The organism is Ruegeria arenilitoris (assembly GCF_013035425.1).
In the GTDB taxonomy this organism is placed as follows: domain Bacteria; phylum Pseudomonadota; class Alphaproteobacteria; order Rhodobacterales; family Rhodobacteraceae; genus Ruegeria; species Ruegeria arenilitoris_A.
Genome location: NZ_WQHX01000002.1, coordinates 609,521 through 627,309, shown reverse-complemented (window position 1 = coordinate 627,309; position 17,789 = coordinate 609,521). Strand labels below are relative to the sequence as shown.

At 51.4% G+C, this 17,789-nt stretch carries 19 protein-coding genes and 1 pseudogene; 11 read left to right on the top strand and 9 right to left on the bottom strand.

Going from position 1 to position 17,789, the window contains the following annotated elements:
- Positions 1-4 precede the first annotated feature (4 nt).
- Positions 5-598: a SiaB family protein kinase gene (locus tag GOV45_RS08645; protein WP_170476430.1), complete on the bottom strand. Its 594-nt coding sequence runs from the start codon at positions 596-598 to the stop codon at positions 5-7.
- An 81-nt stretch (positions 599-679) separates the two neighbouring features.
- Here GOV45_RS08645 and GOV45_RS08640 point away from each other — a divergent pair, with 81 nt between their 5' ends.
- Both GOV45_RS08640 and GOV45_RS23255 read left to right on the top strand, forming a co-directional pair.
- Complete coding sequence (locus tag GOV45_RS08640) at positions 680-1,057, top strand: hypothetical protein (protein ID WP_170476428.1); 378 nt, start codon at positions 680-682, stop codon at positions 1,055-1,057.
- A 25-nt stretch (positions 1,058-1,082) separates the two neighbouring features.
- Positions 1,083-2,549 carry a SpoIIE family protein phosphatase gene (locus GOV45_RS23255; protein WP_170476427.1) on the top strand — a complete coding sequence of 489 codons (1,467 nt, stop codon included), beginning with the start codon at positions 1,083-1,085 and terminating at the stop codon, positions 2,547-2,549.
- 66 nt (positions 2,550-2,615) lie between these two features.
- Here GOV45_RS23255 and GOV45_RS08630 read toward each other — a convergent pair whose 3' ends face one another.
- Both GOV45_RS08630 and GOV45_RS08625 read right to left on the bottom strand, forming a co-directional pair.
- Entirely contained in the window at positions 2,616-3,698 is a 1,083-nt protein-coding gene (locus tag GOV45_RS08630) for a phosphatase PAP2 family protein (protein WP_170476425.1), read from the bottom strand.
- A 27-nt stretch (positions 3,699-3,725) separates the two neighbouring features.
- Positions 3,726-5,612, bottom strand: a complete 1,887-nt coding sequence (locus GOV45_RS08625) for an adenylate/guanylate cyclase domain-containing protein (RefSeq protein WP_170476423.1) — start codon at positions 5,610-5,612, stop codon at positions 3,726-3,728.
- 173 nt (positions 5,613-5,785) lie between these two features.
- Here GOV45_RS08625 and GOV45_RS08620 point away from each other — a divergent pair, with 173 nt between their 5' ends.
- From GOV45_RS08620 to GOV45_RS08575, 9 genes and pseudogenes are all read left to right on the top strand, one after another.
- Entirely contained in the window at positions 5,786-7,168 is a 1,383-nt protein-coding gene (locus GOV45_RS08620) for a S8/S53 family peptidase (RefSeq protein WP_170476422.1), read from the top strand.
- A 199-nt stretch (positions 7,169-7,367) separates the two neighbouring features.
- Positions 7,368-7,817, top strand: a pseudogene (locus GOV45_RS08610) (3-methyl-2-oxobutanoate hydroxymethyltransferase); the annotation flags it as partial.
- A gap of 29 nt (positions 7,818-7,846) precedes the next feature.
- Positions 7,847-8,104, top strand: a complete 258-nt coding sequence (locus GOV45_RS08605; protein WP_170476417.1) for a hypothetical protein — start codon at positions 7,847-7,849, stop codon at positions 8,102-8,104.
- Between the two features lie 15 nt (positions 8,105-8,119).
- Complete coding sequence (locus tag GOV45_RS08600; protein WP_170476415.1) at positions 8,120-8,455, top strand: Rieske 2Fe-2S domain-containing protein; 336 nt, start codon at positions 8,120-8,122, stop codon at positions 8,453-8,455.
- Positions 8,437-8,931, top strand: coding sequence for an HpcH/HpaI aldolase/citrate lyase family protein (locus GOV45_RS08595; protein ID WP_170476414.1), 495 nt, complete (start codon positions 8,437-8,439; stop codon positions 8,929-8,931). The genes GOV45_RS08600 and GOV45_RS08595 overlap by 19 nt, the downstream gene beginning before the upstream one ends.
- Before the next feature lie 2 nt (positions 8,932-8,933).
- Entirely contained in the window at positions 8,934-10,283 is a 1,350-nt protein-coding gene (locus tag GOV45_RS08590) for a selenium-binding family protein (protein WP_170476412.1), read from the top strand.
- The gene (locus GOV45_RS08585; protein ID WP_170476411.1) at positions 10,280-10,645 is read left to right on the top strand and encodes a 2Fe-2S iron-sulfur cluster-binding protein; all 366 of its coding nucleotides are present in this window, start codon (positions 10,280-10,282) and stop codon (positions 10,643-10,645) included. Before GOV45_RS08590 ends, GOV45_RS08585 begins: the two co-directional genes overlap by 4 nt.
- 1 nt (position 10,646) lies before the next feature.
- Positions 10,647-11,111 carry a CoA-binding protein gene (locus tag GOV45_RS08580; RefSeq protein WP_170476409.1) on the top strand — a complete coding sequence of 155 codons (465 nt, stop codon included), beginning with the start codon at positions 10,647-10,649 and terminating at the stop codon, positions 11,109-11,111.
- A gap of 190 nt (positions 11,112-11,301) precedes the next feature.
- Positions 11,302-11,934 (top strand): cysteine hydrolase family protein, encoded by a 633-nt coding sequence (locus GOV45_RS08575; protein WP_170476408.1) that lies wholly within the window; start codon positions 11,302-11,304, stop codon positions 11,932-11,934.
- 75 nt (positions 11,935-12,009) lie between these two features.
- Here GOV45_RS08575 and GOV45_RS08570 read toward each other — a convergent pair whose 3' ends face one another.
- The 6 genes from GOV45_RS08570 to rraA form a co-directional block, all read right to left on the bottom strand.
- Positions 12,010-12,831: a citryl-CoA lyase gene (locus GOV45_RS08570; protein WP_170476406.1), complete on the bottom strand. Its 822-nt coding sequence runs from the start codon at positions 12,829-12,831 to the stop codon at positions 12,010-12,012.
- Entirely contained in the window at positions 12,828-14,021 is a 1,194-nt protein-coding gene (locus GOV45_RS08565; protein WP_170476405.1) for a CaiB/BaiF CoA transferase family protein, read from the bottom strand. Before GOV45_RS08565 ends, GOV45_RS08570 begins: the two co-directional genes overlap by 4 nt.
- Positions 14,022-14,177: 156 nt before the next feature.
- Complete coding sequence (locus GOV45_RS08560) at positions 14,178-15,701, bottom strand: tripartite tricarboxylate transporter permease (RefSeq protein ID WP_170476403.1); 1,524 nt, start codon at positions 15,699-15,701, stop codon at positions 14,178-14,180.
- A gap of 1 nt (position 15,702) precedes the next feature.
- Positions 15,703-16,194 carry a tripartite tricarboxylate transporter TctB family protein gene (locus tag GOV45_RS08555; protein WP_170476402.1) on the bottom strand — a complete coding sequence of 164 codons (492 nt, stop codon included), beginning with the start codon at positions 16,192-16,194 and terminating at the stop codon, positions 15,703-15,705.
- Positions 16,195-16,271: 77 nt separating this feature from the next.
- Positions 16,272-17,258 carry a tripartite tricarboxylate transporter substrate binding protein gene (locus tag GOV45_RS08550; protein ID WP_170476400.1) on the bottom strand — a complete coding sequence of 329 codons (987 nt, stop codon included), beginning with the start codon at positions 17,256-17,258 and terminating at the stop codon, positions 16,272-16,274.
- 29 nt (positions 17,259-17,287) lie between these two features.
- On the bottom strand, positions 17,288-17,788 hold the full coding sequence (gene rraA / locus GOV45_RS08545; RefSeq protein WP_170476399.1) for a ribonuclease E activity regulator RraA: 501 nt from the start codon (positions 17,786-17,788) through the stop codon (positions 17,288-17,290).
- Position 17,789: the final 1 nt, after the last annotated feature.

Below are 17,789 nucleotides of genomic sequence, written 5' to 3'. Positions count from 1 at the left end.
CCTCTTAAACTGTAGCTTTAAGTGCAAAAAATGCGTGTTGATCATCAACTCGCATAAAGTCGAACTCAATTGGTTTTGATGCTCTGCGCGCAATTTCAATCAGCCCTATGCCTGCACCTTTGCTGACAGTATCGGGTTCTGAACGAAGTTGGTCTTTGTAGGCTGCTTTAAGTTCTTCTCGGTTCATTTTTCGCAAAGCTGACAGTCGGCTTTGCATGTTTTCTACATCGCTCGAAAGGATCAGGTTTCCGGCATGAACCACATAACTGCCGGCTTCGTTCCCAATGGTCAGGATGCCATAACTTATGTCCAACCCATCTGAATCCGTGTCGGCGGGCAACCGTTCAACGGAATATCGTATAATATTTTGCATTTGTTCGACGAAAACCGCGAAGACACTGCGAAGGGTTTTTGTGTCCGCGTCTTCGGAAACCAGTTTTTGTTTCAATGCGTCGCCAACGCCGCTGAGAATACCTTCGGTCACATAGCCACTGTAGGCAAAAACAACACCTTGTTTGCGTAGACTGGCGCGCAGCTCGTAAACTTCGTTGGCAAGCATTTGTTCCCCTTGATCGCGCACGAAAAGAACCAAGTTCATTTCAAGCCTTAATATCACATGATACACATTTGTGCATTTTTAGTGTATCAATTGCGCTTAGAATTGATTGGGGAGGTAGATATGATCAGGATATTATCGTGGGTTACCGGCGTATTGATTTCTGGCCCGGTCCTCGCCGCCGATATACCAACGGAAGTAAAAGCAAAGCTTCAATCTGCCATGATTGCACATGTCGACGGAGTAATGGTTGATGGTGCTTATACTTATCTGGATACTACCACCAACGAGATTGCGACTGTTTATCCAGCAAATGTTCACCCAATGGTTATCCCAGCCGGAGGTGACTATTTCGTCTGTTCAGAAATGATAACGGAAGGCGGAGATACGGTAACGGCAGACTTTCTCGTACGCGAAATTTCCGGGGACTACAAAGTCGTGCAGATGATAGTCAACAACCGGGCGGCCCTGCAGTCCGCAATGAAGAAAATCGGGAACTAGATGCCTGAAGAAGTAGGGGCGTTCAGTGCGTAACGTCTGGGACTTTTTAACGCGCCGAATATTTTTGAAGCACATTCTGGCGACCCTCGTGATCGGAGGCGCGCTAAATGCCGTAGTGCTCCTATTCTACTATGAATTCAAAAGACAAGCGCAGACTGATCAAGTTGCCGCTGAAATGGCCACAATAGCTAATCGTATTGCGCGCCCATTGGCAGAACTTGTAATGGCAGGAAATCAGGCACAGGCTCAAAGCCTGTTAGCAGTTTATTCTGGGTTTCCCTATTTGATATGCGCTGAACAACGGCTGGAGCAAAACCCGGAAACACTTGTATCGTGGCCCGCCATCGGGTGCGAAAAGATTAAAAAAACTGGTTTGGATATATCCGTTTCCGTGCCAACGGCAGCAGGACCAGCCGTTATGTTGGCGCGAATAGACCAGGAAATTCTCAACAGGGAATTGCGAACAGAAGTTGGCGTGGTGGTCCTTTTGGGCGTTCTTGGGGGATTTGCACTGGTCCTTGCAGGTGCGGCAGCGTTTTTGTGGCTTATCAACAGACCTCTTCGTCAAATGTTAAGCGCGATTGAGAAGTTTGAACTGTACGACGATCCTCAGCGGGTTACATATCGATCCGAGGACGAGATTGGCAAAGTTGTTCAAAGCTACAACTCGATGTTGGACCGTGAAGTCGAGCGCGTCTCTGCGATAAGGGAAGCTCATCACCAAATTGTTGAAAGCGTGAATTACGCCACGCGAATCCAGCAGAGCCTTTTGCCGACAACTAAACAGTGCAAGACAGCTTTTTCGGATTTTGCGGTCAAATGGGAGCCCCGCGATTTGGTCGGCGGCGACATCTATTGGCTGAGAAAGGACGGACCAATTTCTACACTCGCCGTTATTGATTGTACGGGACACGGTGTTCCGGGCGGTTTCATGACAATGCTGGCGATCGGAATTCTTGAGCGACTGTATTTTGAAGATGGCACACTCAGCCCCTCATCGGCACTTTCTAAACTGAGCGATTTGACCAGAACGTTGTTGAACCAAGACCAATCTGGTGCGACCTCCAACGACGGTATGGATGCTGCAATCTGCCAAATTGATGTAAACAAAGGAACAGCGATCTTTTCCGGAGCACATATGTCGTTGTTGATCAAACAAGGGGAAAAAGTGGAACGGTTGCGCGGAGACAAATTGAGTTTGGGCTACATGGACACCCCAAAATCACCAAAGCTTTCTGAACAAAATTTCCAATTCGACGAAAACACGTTTCTCGCGATTGCTACAGACGGATTGATCGACCAATTGGGTGGAGAAAAACGTCTGGCATTTGGATTTCAAAGGGTGATTTCGACGATGAAGCATGGAGACTGGTCGAGCTCGGCAGACCTCTTAGAAGCCATCGACCGAGTATTTAAAAACTACACCAAAGACGAAAACCGCCTCGACGATTTGACGGTAATCGCATTTCGTCCAATTATTATTAATAATTGAATATTTCCGTGGGTAGCTGTTCTTGTCTTAATCAATTTTAGCAGAAATTACGCAAAAATTGTGGGATCAAATACCAACGTTTTGCCACTCTGCCCTGGCCCTCGCTGCCAAACCACCGCCGGCAATAGTACCGACGGTTGGGCAAGCCAGAATTAACGGAAGCGCGGCTCGGGCCAGTACTTCCCCGGCGCGGCTGTCAGAAGGATAGTGAACGCCAAGTACTTCTCGGTTACGAGAGATTCGGCTTGCCATGTCTTCCAACGCATTGCGGACCACGCCATCGGGATGGGTCGTCTGCAAGATTTTGTTGCCCGAATTATCCAGCATGACCGTGTCCAAACACAGGGCCACAAGCCAGGCTTCGGTTGCGTGAGCGCTGGGGAAGGCTGAATGATGCGGAACATCGATCGGCGGAAAAAGGGCCGGATGCAATTGCGATGGCCTGGGACGGTTAAATCTCATTTTGAAGTGAAAGGCCAAAAACTGTGCAACAGTTAGTGCAATATGGCAAAGTTGAAAGGTGTTGGGATGCGACAGGTAATTGAAAGGCATTATCCCCTGAAAATACCCAATTAAAGTGCCTCGTTGTTGCAACGCCTCTTGCAGAACACCGGGTCGATACTCGATCAGGCCTACAAGCTCGGTCAGTTCTTCTTCGATTGTCCATGTAACAGCAGCGACCGTTGTTGTATTTGATACATTTGATCCTGTGCGTGCAGGTTCTGTAAGGACAGCACCCAGTGGCAGAAGCGACAGCCAATCCGGAACATTGTCACCATCTGAATCCTGCGTGGTGAATTCTGACAGAAAGGCAATTGCCCTGTTCCCGGGCGACCAGCTTCTGAAAGTTGCAGTATTGAAAGAGCTATAGATTTCATGAAGACGGACCGGGTCTGGATCAGCAAGGCCACCAGTTGCGACCGGATGCGTGTGCGGCCATTGATTTCCGGGCCACCAACGGTCCTCGACAGGTATTCCACCTACACCGTCGTGTTCCGCGTGCGGCGATATGCCGATACTAAGATTAACGGGACTGCCGCCGTAACCGGCGTCACGGGCATCCCGCGCATCCCTGGCATCCCGCGCGTCGCGTGCATCCCTCGCATCTCTGGCGTCTAATGAACTGATCGGGCCTGACGGTCCTGTCATATCGTTCTCCCCTTGTGTTGGCGACTGCTAGTCAGGCAACCCTGCCTGACGCAACCGTTCGCAAAACAACACCGACTTTGCCGGGTCGCTGTAGTGTTTGTGAGTCTCTTTGTATTTGGCTAGGGAAAAGGCAGGCTCTAACTTCATCAAGTCCGCCGCGCTCTTTTGCGCCTCTCCCGCTTTTCCAGCCGCAACTTGGGCAACCACAAGCGTTCTAAGAGCGCTGGTGTAACGCGGGTTTTCCGCCAAACCCCGTTGAAGCCAGGAAATGGCCTTTTCGTATTCCCCGGCATCGTAGTAGACCGTGCCTAGAAAAGCGTAATAAACGAATAATCTTTGATCGAATGGCGAAAGTCTTAATGCTCGCTCCGCTGCTTTGATTGCGTCGTCGTTACGGCCAATGCTGGACAATGTTACGCTGGACAACAACCAAGCTATTGAACTGCTGGGGTTTGCTTCGCGCGCGCGATCCAAATAATCGATCGCCGTTTCAAAATCCCCGAACATGTATGATTGAACATGCCCATAAGTCGCCAGAGCAAGTGCATTTTGACGGTCAAGTCGAATGGCGCGTGCCGCCAAATCAGCTGCCTTGCGGGAATCTCCTTTGGGATCAGTGGACCAACCTTGTCCGACTTTCAGACTGTGCCAACGCGCGGCCCAAGCCAACGGTGAAGGGAACTCAGGGTCCGCCTCAATCGCGCGTTCTAACAAGGCACCTGCTTGTTCGAAAGTTTCGAATTCGAGGCTGCCAATAGTGTCCAGTGCTTTCAGGTACATGTCATAAGCCGAAAACGAAGCCAGACGTTTTCGCATCGTGCGTCTGCGCTCGGCCTGAAGCATTTTAGGCAAAAGGTTGATCAGTGTCGTTTCGACGATTTCATCCTGTACGCCGAAGGTGTCAATTTCGTCAAAATCCCGCTTCAATGCAGCCAGTATCTGGCCGTTCTCTGTATCCAAAAGCTCTGTGGAAACGCGCACCCTTCCGTCCCGACGACGCAGCATGCCCATGATCAGGTAACGAACTCCAAGCGTTCGTCCAACCACCTGCGGATCTACAGCTTGTCGGGCGAATGAAAGGGTCGACGATCTGGCAATCACTGTAAGGTCATGATGCTGGGAAAGTTGGGCTACTATGTCCTCGACAATGCCCCAGGCGAAGTATTCATCCTCTTGTTTGCCGCTGATATTGGTAAAGGGTAGCACCGCAATTGAAGGCAGCCCAGACTGGCGTTCTTCGGCAACCATGTGCCGCCCATCAGTCGTGAGTTCAAAGGCTGCGACTTTGACGCCCATTTTACGCAGCTCCAGCTCGCCAACAGGACGCGTTTGAATCTCGCTAAGGTGTGAGATGTTGTCTTGAACAGATTGCGTTAGAATTATCCCACCAGCGGCCACATGTTCCTGCAGTCTTGCTGCCACGTTAACACCGTCGCCCAGCAGATCTTGGCCGTCTCGCAATACCCGGCAGTAATTTAGCGAAATCCTGAGAGCCAACCCCTGACGTCGTTGTCGCGCCTGGATCTGTAATTCCTGCCCCCAACGCACGGCTGCCTCGGGGTTATCGAATGTGGCAAGAATCCCGTCTCCGGTCGACTTGACAAGGCTGCCTCCAAATTCTTTCAAAAGCGGCATCACGAGTTCCTGCCGCATGTCGACCCACCTGAAAAATGTGCTTTCCTCGTCCTTACGCATCAAGGCCGAGAAGCCGACCACGTCAACAAAGCTCACGCACAGCAATTGACGCTCAGCTTCGTCAGCCAGCCACTTTTCACCAGAAATCACGTCTGCGGATATGTCTGATCCACCATTGCCCGGCACAGATGATCCTAAACCGCCACCGCCCTCAATAATCGAGCTTTGAGAGCTCGATCGTGGCGGGGATGGTTTACTCGTGTAATAATCAACACGCATGATCAAATACCCTCTGTGGTGCATTATGCGTCGATTCGTTGTAAAAGTTAATTAAAAGACAAAGGAACATAGCTGGCCCGAAACCCGCATCTGACCGCTGTCAGTGAGCTTATGGCTTAGAATGCCGCGGTCTTTGGGGGGGGGGGCGTCATACTCAGGTTTGAGGACGCGAAATGGCAGAGAAACTTTTTTTGTTTGACCTAAGCAAGGATGCACTTATCAGCAACCTGGCTATCTGCGGACAAGATCTGAACGACTTGATCGTCGATTTTGGGGTGCCAGGATTCATCATTCCCCCCGGACCGAGCAACAACCCTTGGAGAGCACACAATCGCGACGGATCAGTGGATTCTAGTGGATCTGTTGAAAACCTGGGATACGGGATTCCTTTGCTTTTGCCAGACAAGACCAAAGCGCGGAACCTTCTTGACCAGATGCTGCAAAAGGCTACCGCCAACGGAAATCCTAGGGCTGCCCGAGTTGCCGGCGTGGACGTCACCCCGTACTCAATGAACCTTGCTCCGCAAGGGCAGCACTGGTGTGCGGGTTCAGGGCGCGGTTACAGCTACGCCACTCGCCGACGAGCGCATCAGCTCATTGAATCCGAAGCACTGGTCGACAATGAGTTATTTGGTCGTGGTGTGAAAATCTTGGTTATCGATCAGGGATTTAATAAGGACTATTTGGGATCCCTAAACGGTATTTATGGCGGTGGCATGGGATGGATCGTCGATGGTAAGGTTAAAATCCCCGGCGAAGGTAAGTGGCCATACACTTCACTTGAACAGCGGCATGGCTCCATGCTCTTGCGTTCATTGGTAAAACTCGCGCCGAAAGCGGAAATACGTGATATTCCCCTTATTCCAGAAAGAATAACAGATGTTGGATACTTCGCTTTGCATGCGCTTTTTGCATTCGCGTTTATCAAAGCGCTTTATCTAAGCAAACAGGGACCTTGGGTCCTTTTGAATGCTTGGGGGGTGGTCGATCGGTTCGCCGAAGGGCTTTGGGGAAGCTATACCAACAATAGAGATCACTTTTTGAATTTGATGATTGCCAGTATAGCCGAAAAGCACGACGTAGTTTTTGCAGCAGGTAACAATGGCCAGTTTTGCGCGGACCCAAGAGCGACTGGTTATGACGCCGGGCCCGGTAATAGCATCTTTGGCGCCAACGGCCTGCCCGAGGTCACTTCGGTCGGAGCAGTAAGAGCTGACGGTGCATGGATCGGCGCATCTTCCCAAGGTCCTGGTCCTGAGGACTTCCAAATAGGCAATGGTACGGTGGAAAAACCGGATTTTTGTGTTCCAAGTTGGTTTACCGAGGATCACGATCATTTCTTGCGTAGTGGTGGAACATCAGCAGCTTCTGCGCTAACAGCCGGATGCATTGCTGCGCTTCGTCAGGGTTGGGGTACTACAGCGGTTTCGCCGGCAGAACTGCGGGCAGCTATACGAAATTCATCACGCCAAGTTGCCCAAACTGGATGGAGTGCGCGGACTGGTACAGGTGTTCTGAAACTGGGCAGTTTAATAGGCCAACCGCCAATCGTGTAGTGGGCTTTGTTGGTCTGGAACCACCGTTTTGTGTTTCGAAGTTGAGCCTGTCAGAAGTGATTTAGTCCTGGGAGTAAGTAGGCGGAAGTTGCCTTGGATAGAAAAGACTGCCCAAAAATTTCCAGCGGCTTGTCGTGACCATTTCCGCCTTGGCATAACTCGTGTCTGTTTCGCGCGTACTTAAGGGCGCGGAGCGCCAAACACATTCTGTCTTGTCTCAATGCCTTTTGGTTCTTACGCCACGCCAGAACTGGCGGTTCTAAACGCAACCCGCCTTATAAAAGTAGGCTGCGCCGAGGCTGTTAAATTGCAACTGGGTCGCGAGGGGGTCGCAATTATCTAAGCTGCAGCAGATGCAGGGCCACCCGTGATGAGCCATGTCGGCCTTCTCCCCCATGAGGTAAATTTGATGGGTGGTTTCAAAATGCAGGGTCGAACGGCCGAGTTAGCGATGGAAGTCATCGAAGATGCTCGCGCGATTGAGGCTGCTGGCGTCATCGGGCCAGAGACAAAGGCCTTGCCTTACGAGGTCGGCAAAGCGGTCGACGAAGCAGTTTCCATCTTTACGTTTTCCATAGGGGCCGAAGCCGCTGGAACCTGCCAGTTTTTTTTAATGGTTACGACTTGTTGGTCGCTTTTGACGCTTTAAAGCGAAAGTTCGCAAAGCGTTACGCAAGTATGGCAGACATCGCGACCAAAGCGTTTGAAGCATTCGCCAAAGAGGTCCGCTCAGGCGAATTTCCGGATGCAGAACACAGCTATGAGATGAAGTCCGATGAGACCACCAAGTTCAACGAGATGCTAGCGATGGATCAAGATCGTGAAGGCACAGCGGTTAGAAAGAGTGGTCAGCGCATTCCCAACGGAATGCTGGAAGACAATTATCCTCGTAACATGTGGTGGGTGGCTGCGTGCCGGGATGAGGTTACTACATAGCTTCTGGCACGTTGGTTGCTTGAAACACCCATTGTTCCTTACAGACTAGAAGACAGCACGCCAGCCGCGCTCTATGATCGACGTCCGCGCCGCTGGGCTCCGCTTTCCGAGGGGCATGTTGACGGTGACAAGATCATCTGTCCCTCCCACGGGATGGAGTTCAACGCAGGTGGATACTGCACCAAGTCACCGACACAGACAATGATGCCAAAAACCGCGCAAATCCCGGCGTTTGAGGAGCGGGAGGCAGGCGCGTTTGTGTGGATATGGATGGGCGCCAAGGAGGCAATTGATTGCGATTCGCCGCGGGTTGACTATCAAATTTATCCGGATTGGAGCTTTATCCACTAATTATTGGAACAAATGAAGGACTTGAGGCCGCATTTGAGATTGCCCGATGTTCCGGTCGTATTGATGCGATGTTTTTCGGTGGAGTCGATATGGCGGCAGAATTGCGATGCAAAAATACCTTCGAGTCATTGATCTACGCCCGCTCCCGCGTCGTGCACGCATCGGCTGCGGCCGGTTTGGATGCTATTGATGTACCTTTCCTGGATTTGGACGATCCTGACGGAATGCGCAAAGAAGCAGAGAAAGTAAGAGATTTGGGATTTTCAGGCAAAGGGTCAGTGCACCCAAATCAGATTGCCGCCTTAAACGAAGTGTTCACCCCGAGTGACCACCAGATCTCGCGTGCACGCCGGATCATTGCGAAATTTGAAGAGGCCGACACAGGTCTTGTTGTGATAGATGGTAAGTTAATAGAGAAACCTGTTTTGCGTGATATGTTCCGGGTAGTTGAAATAGCGGACCGGATGGAGGTGTAAGCATGGAGTGTTGTGGCCCGGGTTATGCTTCTCCTCAGGAAGCCATCAAAGCGCCGCGTGAGAAGCTGCTTTATACCATTGCGATATACACAGGGACGGGGATTCAAAAACCAGACTACCTGGCGACTATCGACGTGGATCCTGACAGCCCAACGTACAGCCGCGTCATTCATCGACTTGATATGCCGGGTATTGGTGATGAGTTGCACCACATGGGGTGGAACGCATGTTCTTCATGTTTCGATGACAGTTCAATGTCCCGGAAATACTTGCTGCTACCCGGTGTCCGATCCAACAACATACATGTTGTGGATACTGCAACTGATCCCCGCGCGCCGCGTCTACACAAGGTAATTGATGGCGCCGAGATTAAGTCAAAAACAAACCTTTCAGGACCGCACACAGTACACTGTTTAGGCAGTGAAATCATCATATCGATGTTAGGCGATGCTAAAGGAGAGGCACCTGGCGGTTATCTTCATCTGAACAAGGATTTTGAGATAGTTGGCCGATGGGAAAACTCGATGGGAGATATCCCGTTTGGGTATGATTTCTGGTATCAACCTCGGCACAATGTAATGGTCAGTTCCGAGTGGGCTGCGCCGAACACCTTCATGCCGGGCTTTGATCTGGAAGAAGTCGGTCACCTGAAATATGGGCGTCGGTTGCACCTGTGGGACTTCGAAAAGCGCGTGCCGGTCGAGACGATGTATCTGGGCGAGGATGGATTGATCCCGTTGGAGGTTAAGTTTCATCACAATCCTGATAGCACACACGGGTTCTGCGGTGCAGCTCTTTCAGCCAATGTGATTCATTTCTGGAAGTCGGAGACAGGAAAGTGGGAATGGGAAAAGATCATCGACGTTGAAAATGAACCCCATCCCGAATGGCCGATTCCCGTGCCCGGCGTGATGTCGGCCATCTTGGTGTCTATGGACGACAAATACCTATATTTGAACAACTGGTTGCACGGCGACATGCGCCAGTACGACATAAGCGATCCGCACAAACCCATTTTGACCGGCCAAGTTTTTATGGGTGGTCTCTTGGGTAAGGCCCCTGATGTAAACGGAGTGGAAGTTGCTGGCGGGCCGCAAATGTTCCAACTTAGCCTTGATGGGCGACGTCTTTATGTCACCACATCGCTCTTTTCTACCTGGGATAACCAATTCTACCCGGAAATTCGTGAAAAAGGTGGTGTGATGGTTCAAATCGACTGCGATCCGGTAAATGGCGGAATGACCATAAACCCGGATTTCATTGTCGATTTTGGTCAAGAGCCGAATGGCCCTTCCAGATGTCACGAGGCTCGCTATCCCGGTGGGGATTGCACAAGTGATATCTGGCTATGAAGACTTACACTGTTACATTGGCTAATCGTGATGGCAGAACAGTTAGCGTCGATGCACGGCGCGCGCTGTTGGATAGCCTTCGGGATCAGGGTGTGGATCTGCCATACGGTTGCAAATACGGAGGCTGTATCACGTGCGCCGCAAAGCTGACACAAGGCAAGGTGGATCAGAGAAGGCAAGTTGCTCTGAACAATCGTCAAATCAATGATGGCTATATCATTTTGTGCGTGGCGAGACCTAAATCAGATTTGACGATTGAAATTGGAGTTGAAAGCCATGACCGGCTTTATCGCAATCCTTTTCTTGATCCTTTGAAACCTCATGAACTTAAGGCGGACATCGCCAAGCCGAAGGAAATCTGACGTGCCGGACGCAAATATAGATCACATCTATAACTATGAACCTGGCTATATCGCCGATATTTTAAGATCCGTTAAAACCATCGCTATGGTAGGTGCAAGCGGAGATAAGACCAAGTTCAGCTACGGCGTACTTCGGGTGTTGCACGAAACCGGATACGATATGATTCCGGTCAATCCAAACCCAAAACTGGCTGAAATCCGCGGTATTCCCGTCGTGCATTCGTTACAGGAAATCGATCGCCCGGTGGACATGGTTGAAGTTTTTCGCCCGAAAGAAGAGCTTTATCAAATTGCGGAGCAGGCCATCGAAATAGGGGCCAAGGTTCTGTGGGGGCAAATTGGCGTTTACGATGATGATGCAGCGCAATTAGCCAAAGATGCGGGTTTGAAAGTTGTCATGAATCGCTGCCCGAAAATCGAGTTGTTTCGTCCATTTTGGAAACCACGACTTGACTTACCCATATAACCGCTGGTTTGCCTTTGGACGAAAAAAAATCTTGTACCATGAACCTGCGCTACGAAATCTTGGCGTTTGGATTTCTTGGCAAGCAACAAGCATCGAACCTTTTGTAATTCATAGCGCTTTGGCACCATTTCGGGAAAGCGGCAAGAGTTCCCCGGGTTGATGCGCAATTCATCGAAAGGAGTAAAAGACATTGGCAAACACAAGCGTACCTGATCGACAACTGATTGAAGGCAAACCAGCACTGGTTGTGATCGATATTCAAAAAAGTACTTTCATAGACAACAGCGCAGTTAGGTCGATCGACAACATGCCTGGTTACAAAGAACGCATGATTGCAGCGAAAGATTTGATAGATTCAGCACATGAAAGAGACGTGCCAGTAATATTCATTCAGGAAGTACATCGCCCCGATTTTGTCGATTTTGGTCGTGAACTGGACGGTAGGGAGGGCATCCACTGTCTGGATGGAGACCCGCGAACAGAGATAGCCAAAGAAGAAATGGGATTTCTGGATGGGGACTATATTGTTCCGAAACGCCGATACTCTGCCTTTTTTGGAACGGATTTTGAAATTCTTCTTCGAGGGCTTCAGGTGAATACTTTGATCTTGTGTGGTGGGCTGACTGATGTATGCGTTCATTACACATTCGTCGATGCGCACCAATCAGATTATTTCTGCCGTGTCGTCGAAGATTGCGTCGCCGGTTCTTCGATCGAAGCGCACGAGGCCGCGTTGAATGCCATGGAATATCTTCAGACCGGTGCGAGGCAACAACGCTCTGCCGTTATCGAGGCTATTTCCGAATACAATGCGGCTGCCTGAGGCTTCAACAACGTTAAAATAGTTTGCGCGCGAGTGACCGATCAGAGCTAGCCGAAGCAATTTCACAGAAAGCAATTACTTGTCGACTGAAATCGGATTTGGGCCCCGATATGCCCAGCGATAGCTTGGCGGGGTAGGCCCTTTGTTTCGACCACCCTGGTTCATCTGCTCCCAGGAATGAGCAACAAACCCGACGGAACGTGAAAGACAAAAAAGGCCGCGCGCCAAGGGTCCTGAGAACCCAAGTTCCGCATATATTACAGCAGTCGCCCCGTCGATATTCATCGGCACAGGTTTACCAGACCGCGCAAGAAGAGACTTTTCAATCAAACGTCCGTAATCGGCGTACTGTCCGCCAATCACCCCAGCCTTCGCTGAGCTATCGACGAGTTCCAGCAGCCGGGGCGCACGCGGGTCCACTGGTTTATGAAATCGATGGCCGAAACCCGGAATAAACTTCGTTCGCTCCGTCTGCCAGACATCGATTGTTTGCCTGACTGCTGAGTCCAACTCTTGACCGTTTTGAACTCGCGCATCGACCAGCCCATAAAACTCCACAGCCTGTTCACCTGCACCACCATGGACATCATCCAACATGTTAACAGCGGACGCCATTGCACCATTCAAACCAAGACCGCAAGTCACAGCCATTCGAGCTGCTGCAATAGAAGGGGCTTGCGGACCGTGATCAACCGCGGCCACTAATGCGCTTTCAAGAAGCACTGCCTGTTCGTCGGTCGGAATTTCTCCTCGGGTCATCAACCAGATCATTTTGGGGAAAGAAAGTTCTCCGATCAGATCCTGAATGTCATGACCGCGAATCCGGATTTGGCCCGGTGCCATGTCAATAATCTCGGTCGTCCACCAATCCGATACATCGCTGCCGTCTTGTTTCATATAACCCCATCCTTTTGAAGTTCGGCCAAATCGTTTTGTGTGAGTCCAAGTTCCTCCCAAATTTCACTGTTATGCTTGCCGAGGATCGGCGGCGGAGTTTCGACCGTGGGCGGGCGGCCATCCAGTTTGAAACCTGTTGTAACGACTTCAATATTGCGGTCTACGCCTGGAACATTTTCGAATTCACGTAGGAAGCCTCGGTCTGCGACTTGAGGCATCTCCAATACTTCCGGGACAGTCAAAACGGCGCCGGATGGTACCCCGATCCGGTTCAATTCCTTTGCCCAGTCTCGCGCTGGGCGGCGTTTCAATACATTTTCCAGTTCGGTTTTCAACTGAAACCGGTTTTTCTTTCGGTCCTCTCGGGTTGAATATTCGGGGCGTTGCCGTAAATCGGCCAGCCCAAGGTGATCGGTTAAGGCGACCCACTGTTCATCCTTGTTTGCGGCGATGTTGATTAATCCGGCACCAGCCTGAAACGTGCCTGAAGGTGCGGAAGTTACATTTTCGTTACCATTCGCCGACGGTTCAACCCCCGCGATCAGATAATTGGAAATAACCCAGCCCATTGTAGCCAATACAGACTCCAACATCGATACGTCTATAAATGTCCCACGAGGTCTGCTGTTTAGCGCAGCGGAAATGGCAAATGCGGCAGTCAATCCACCCACGGTGTCGGCAACTGGAAACCCAACACGCAATGGCGCGCTTTCGTCGTCACCGGTAATAGACATAACGCCAGCAGCACCTTGTATGATCTGATCATACGCCGGACGATGCACCCAAGGTCCATCCTGCCCGAACCCGGAAATAGCGCAGTAGATCAGGTGCGGGTTGATGGATTTCAGAACGTCATACCCAAGTTCAAGACGGTTCATCACACCGGGTCTAAAGTTTTCAACGACGACGTCGGCAGTTCCCACAAGTTTCAGAAACAACTCTTTCCCTTGAGGATGCTTTAAGTTGATTGTGACAGATTTTTTCCCAGCGTTTTGCGCCAGAAATGAAACTCCCATGCCATTTGCGTTTAGGGTTGGATCAGCACCGAGTTGACGCGCAAGATCGCCGCGCCCCACTGCTTCGACCTTGATCACTTCAGCACCGAGATGCGCCAGATGGTGACAGCAAAACGGACCAGCCAACACGTTTGTCAGGTCCAAAACACGGATGCCGGAAAGTGGATGCGCCATAGAAGTCCTCTAGTCGATTTGGCACCTAAGGTGTGAGCGGGACAGGCGCCAGCCCAAGTAAGCCTACCGATTTGGGGCGCGTACCGAAGTTTGGCCGGTCCGCCCACGCCTGCAATAGTTCAGACCAGTTTGGTGACTTCCGCTTGATTCCGGCTATCAATCACCATCAGCCACGCCCTCGGCGCGCGCACGTGCGCGACGTTGACGATAACTGGGCAGAACAACAAGTATCACCGCAAGCGCCAGCAAACCCAGTGTCATCGGGCGTTCCCAGATAAAGCTCATTCCGTCGTAAAGCTGCATGGCTCGAGAAAAGTTGTTCTCTAATAGCGGCCCCAAAATGAACCCAATCAGCAACGGAGCAAGCGGGTAATCTGCAAATCGCAATAGCGTTGCACATACTCCGAAACCAACAAGTATGAGCAGTTCCGTCGCGTTGTTTTGGCCGATATACGCGCCCATCAGTGTGAAAAACAAAATGAACGGAATTAGGAAGTTACGCGGAACGGCCAGAATTTTGGCGATATAGGGAATAAGTGGCAGATTCAGGATCAAAAGAACCAAGTTCCCAAGATACATCGAGATTATGACCGCCCAGAAAATCTGTGGCTCATCCACCATAAGACGCGGGCCCGGAGACACGTTCAGCGCGATAAGGGCACCAAGCAGGATCGCGGTTGTTCCTGATCCGGGGATACCCAGTGTCAGCAGTGGAACGAAGGAACCAGTACAAGCCGCGTTGTTGGCGCTTTCAGGTGCGGCGATGCCTTTGACGGAGCCTTTACCAAATTGCTCTTGTTCCTCTTTGGACGCTATGTTGCGTTCGACGGCATAACCAAGGAACGACGCGATAGTGGCGCCCGCTCCGGGTAGCACCCCTATAAAGAACCCTTGGATAGACTGTCGTCCGATGACCGGTGTGATCCTGCGGGCTTCGTCGCGGGTGATGCGCAGATCCTTGATCTCGCCCGCATTCTCCCCGTCGCCCGTCTTGGAACGGTTAGGATCGAGCACGAGATAGATAGCCTCTGGCAGCGCAAACATCGCCATTGCAAGGGTGATAAAGCCAAAGCCTGATTGAAGATCCATTATGCCCATTGTGAAACGTGGTGCATTGAACAAAACGCCTTCGCCGACAGTAGCCATGATTAGGCCTACAAATGTCATCAAAAGAGCTTTGCTGACCTGTCCGGTGCCTGCAAAGGCAGCGATTGCGGATAAGCCAACCACCATGAGGGCGAAATACTCTGAGGAGTGAAACAGCAGTGCGACGGAAGCAAGGGCTGGGGCAAAAATCATTAAGAGAACGGCACCGATTGTTCCCCCGGCAAAACTTGAGATCGCGGCAACGGTAAGCGCTTTGCCCGCCTTTCCTTGTCGCGTCATCGGGTAACCGTCAAAACTCGTCGCGACAGTTGACGCCACGCCCGGGGCATTTATCAGAATGGACGAAGTTGATCCTCCAAATACTGCGCCATAGTAGACGCCTGCCAGCAAGATCAAGGCTGCTGACGGATCGCCGATTGTAATGGCGACCGGAATCATGATGGCAATGATCGACATGGGGCCCAACCCGGGCAGCATCCCGATGAATGTTCCAATCAGGCACCCGCCGATCACCATAAGGATATTCGTAAATGTGAAAGCCGTTGAAAGGCCCGTCATTAGTCCTTCGAGCATTTCAGCCTCCGTTCATGAAAGAAGGCAGCGGGCTCAGGAAGATACCCAAAACGGCATCAACCAGATACCATATGCTGCCCGCAGCAATCGCCGCAACGACCGCCATCAGAACAAAGCGTCGTTCGCCTAAAATGAAGCTTCCGCAGGCCAGAAACAGGAATGTTGCCGCCAGAAAACCAAGTGGCCTCAGTAAAAATGCGTAAGCAACCATCAAACCCAACAGCATCAGGGCCTGACCGACCTTGTATTCGCCCAGCCGTGACAAGTTGATATCGGCCGCATCTTCCTTTTTGGGGGCTTTTTCAAACCCAAGAAGAATGCTTAACGACAGTATGATACCGCCAGCGGCAAGTACCTTTGGGAAAGTTGATGGCCAGATTGGACGTTGTTTCATAATCGGTGGCAGAAGCCCGTCCATAGTGAAATAGGCCGCATAGCCATATGCCAAACATAGCATCAAGATGACAAGCGCTATCCAGCGATCAATAGCCATCTTCCCCTCCCTCGTTTTTTTCGTTACGCGCCCGAAAAGACCGGGCGCGCACATTTTTTTCGACTACGTGTTGCGGATCACAGGAACCCAAGCTTACGCATCAAATCGCCGATGACCTGTTCCTGATCTTCAAGGAAGGATCGGAAATCGTCTCCTGGGTTGTGGATATTCACCCATCCGTTGCGTGCGCGAACCTCTTCCCATTCTGGTGTTTCGTACATTTTGGCAATGGCTTCCTGATAGGCGGCAAGTTGTTCTGCCGGAAGGCCTGGTGCCGCAAAGAATCCGCGCCAGTTGACGAATGTGGTGTCGTTACCTTGTTCAACCATGGTCGGAGCGTCGGGATAAGCATCCACGCGGTCCGACGAAGTCACGCCGATAATGCGGACTTCACCGGCCTTTGCCAGTTCGACCGCCTCTGAAAATCCGGTGGAAACTGCCTGAACCTCACCCGAGAGCAGGCCAGCCATCGTCGCGCCGCCGCCATCATAAGGTACGTATTTCATTGCGACCGGATCGGCTCCGGCTGCCTGAAAGACCATTGCAGCGACAAGATGGTCCATTCCGCCTGGGACCGAGCCGCCGCCAACGGCGACATTTGCGGGGTCAGCATTAAATGCTTCGATCAGGCCGTTGACGTCTTGAATTTCGCTGTCGGCAGGAACAACAAGCGCTGCATAATCACCGATAGTTCCAGCAACCAAAGTCAAATCACGAAAGCTTTGCGGGAACACACCGGTCAGCGAACGGATCACGATTGGCGTGGAATTCACCATCAGCGTACCATGGTTGCTGGCAGCGTTTTCGATTAGATACCCGATGGCTTTACCACCGCCGCCACCTGACATGTTTTCGTAGCTTGCCGACCCAACCAGACCAGCTTTGGTCAACGCTTCGCCGGTTCCTCGTGCGGTTCCATCCCATCCGCCGCCGGCTCCACCGGGGATCAGAAAGTGGATGCTTTCAACAACCTGATGGCCATCTGCCAAGGCTGGGCTGCCTAGTGAAACCGCGGCAACAGCGGCTGCCGCGAATGCACGGCGCGTAAAATTGAAATAAGCCATTAATACCTCCCAAGGGCTTGTTTTCTTGCTCAAAGATTGAGCGGTTCGTCTGCGATCAGCACTCCATCCTCATCGCAGTAAATGCAATTTCCCGGTTCAAAAAGAGCGTTTCCAAAGGCCACCGGCAAGTCCAGCGCACCGATACCTGTTTTGCCTGACTTCACAGGCGTTGTGCCCAACGCCTTTATCCCCAAGTCGAGCTGGGCGAGTTGCCTGCTATCCCGGACAGCGCCGTTGATGACGATACCCGCCCAACCATTTGCGATTAGCCTTTCGGCCATTCTATCCCCCAACATGGCAGTGCACAGAGATCCTCCGCCGTCCAGTACGATAACACCTCCATTTCCTTGAGAAGTAAAGAGTTCTTCCTGAATCAGCTTGGTGTCCTCTAGGGTCACAGCGGTACGAATGCGCCCGGCAAACATCCGTTTCCCACCAAAATCACAAAATGGCAGTAAAACTTGCCGCGCTTTGCCGGGGTTTGCGTCGCTAAGATCAGTGGTGGGATAGCTTTTTAGTGCGAAAGTCAAA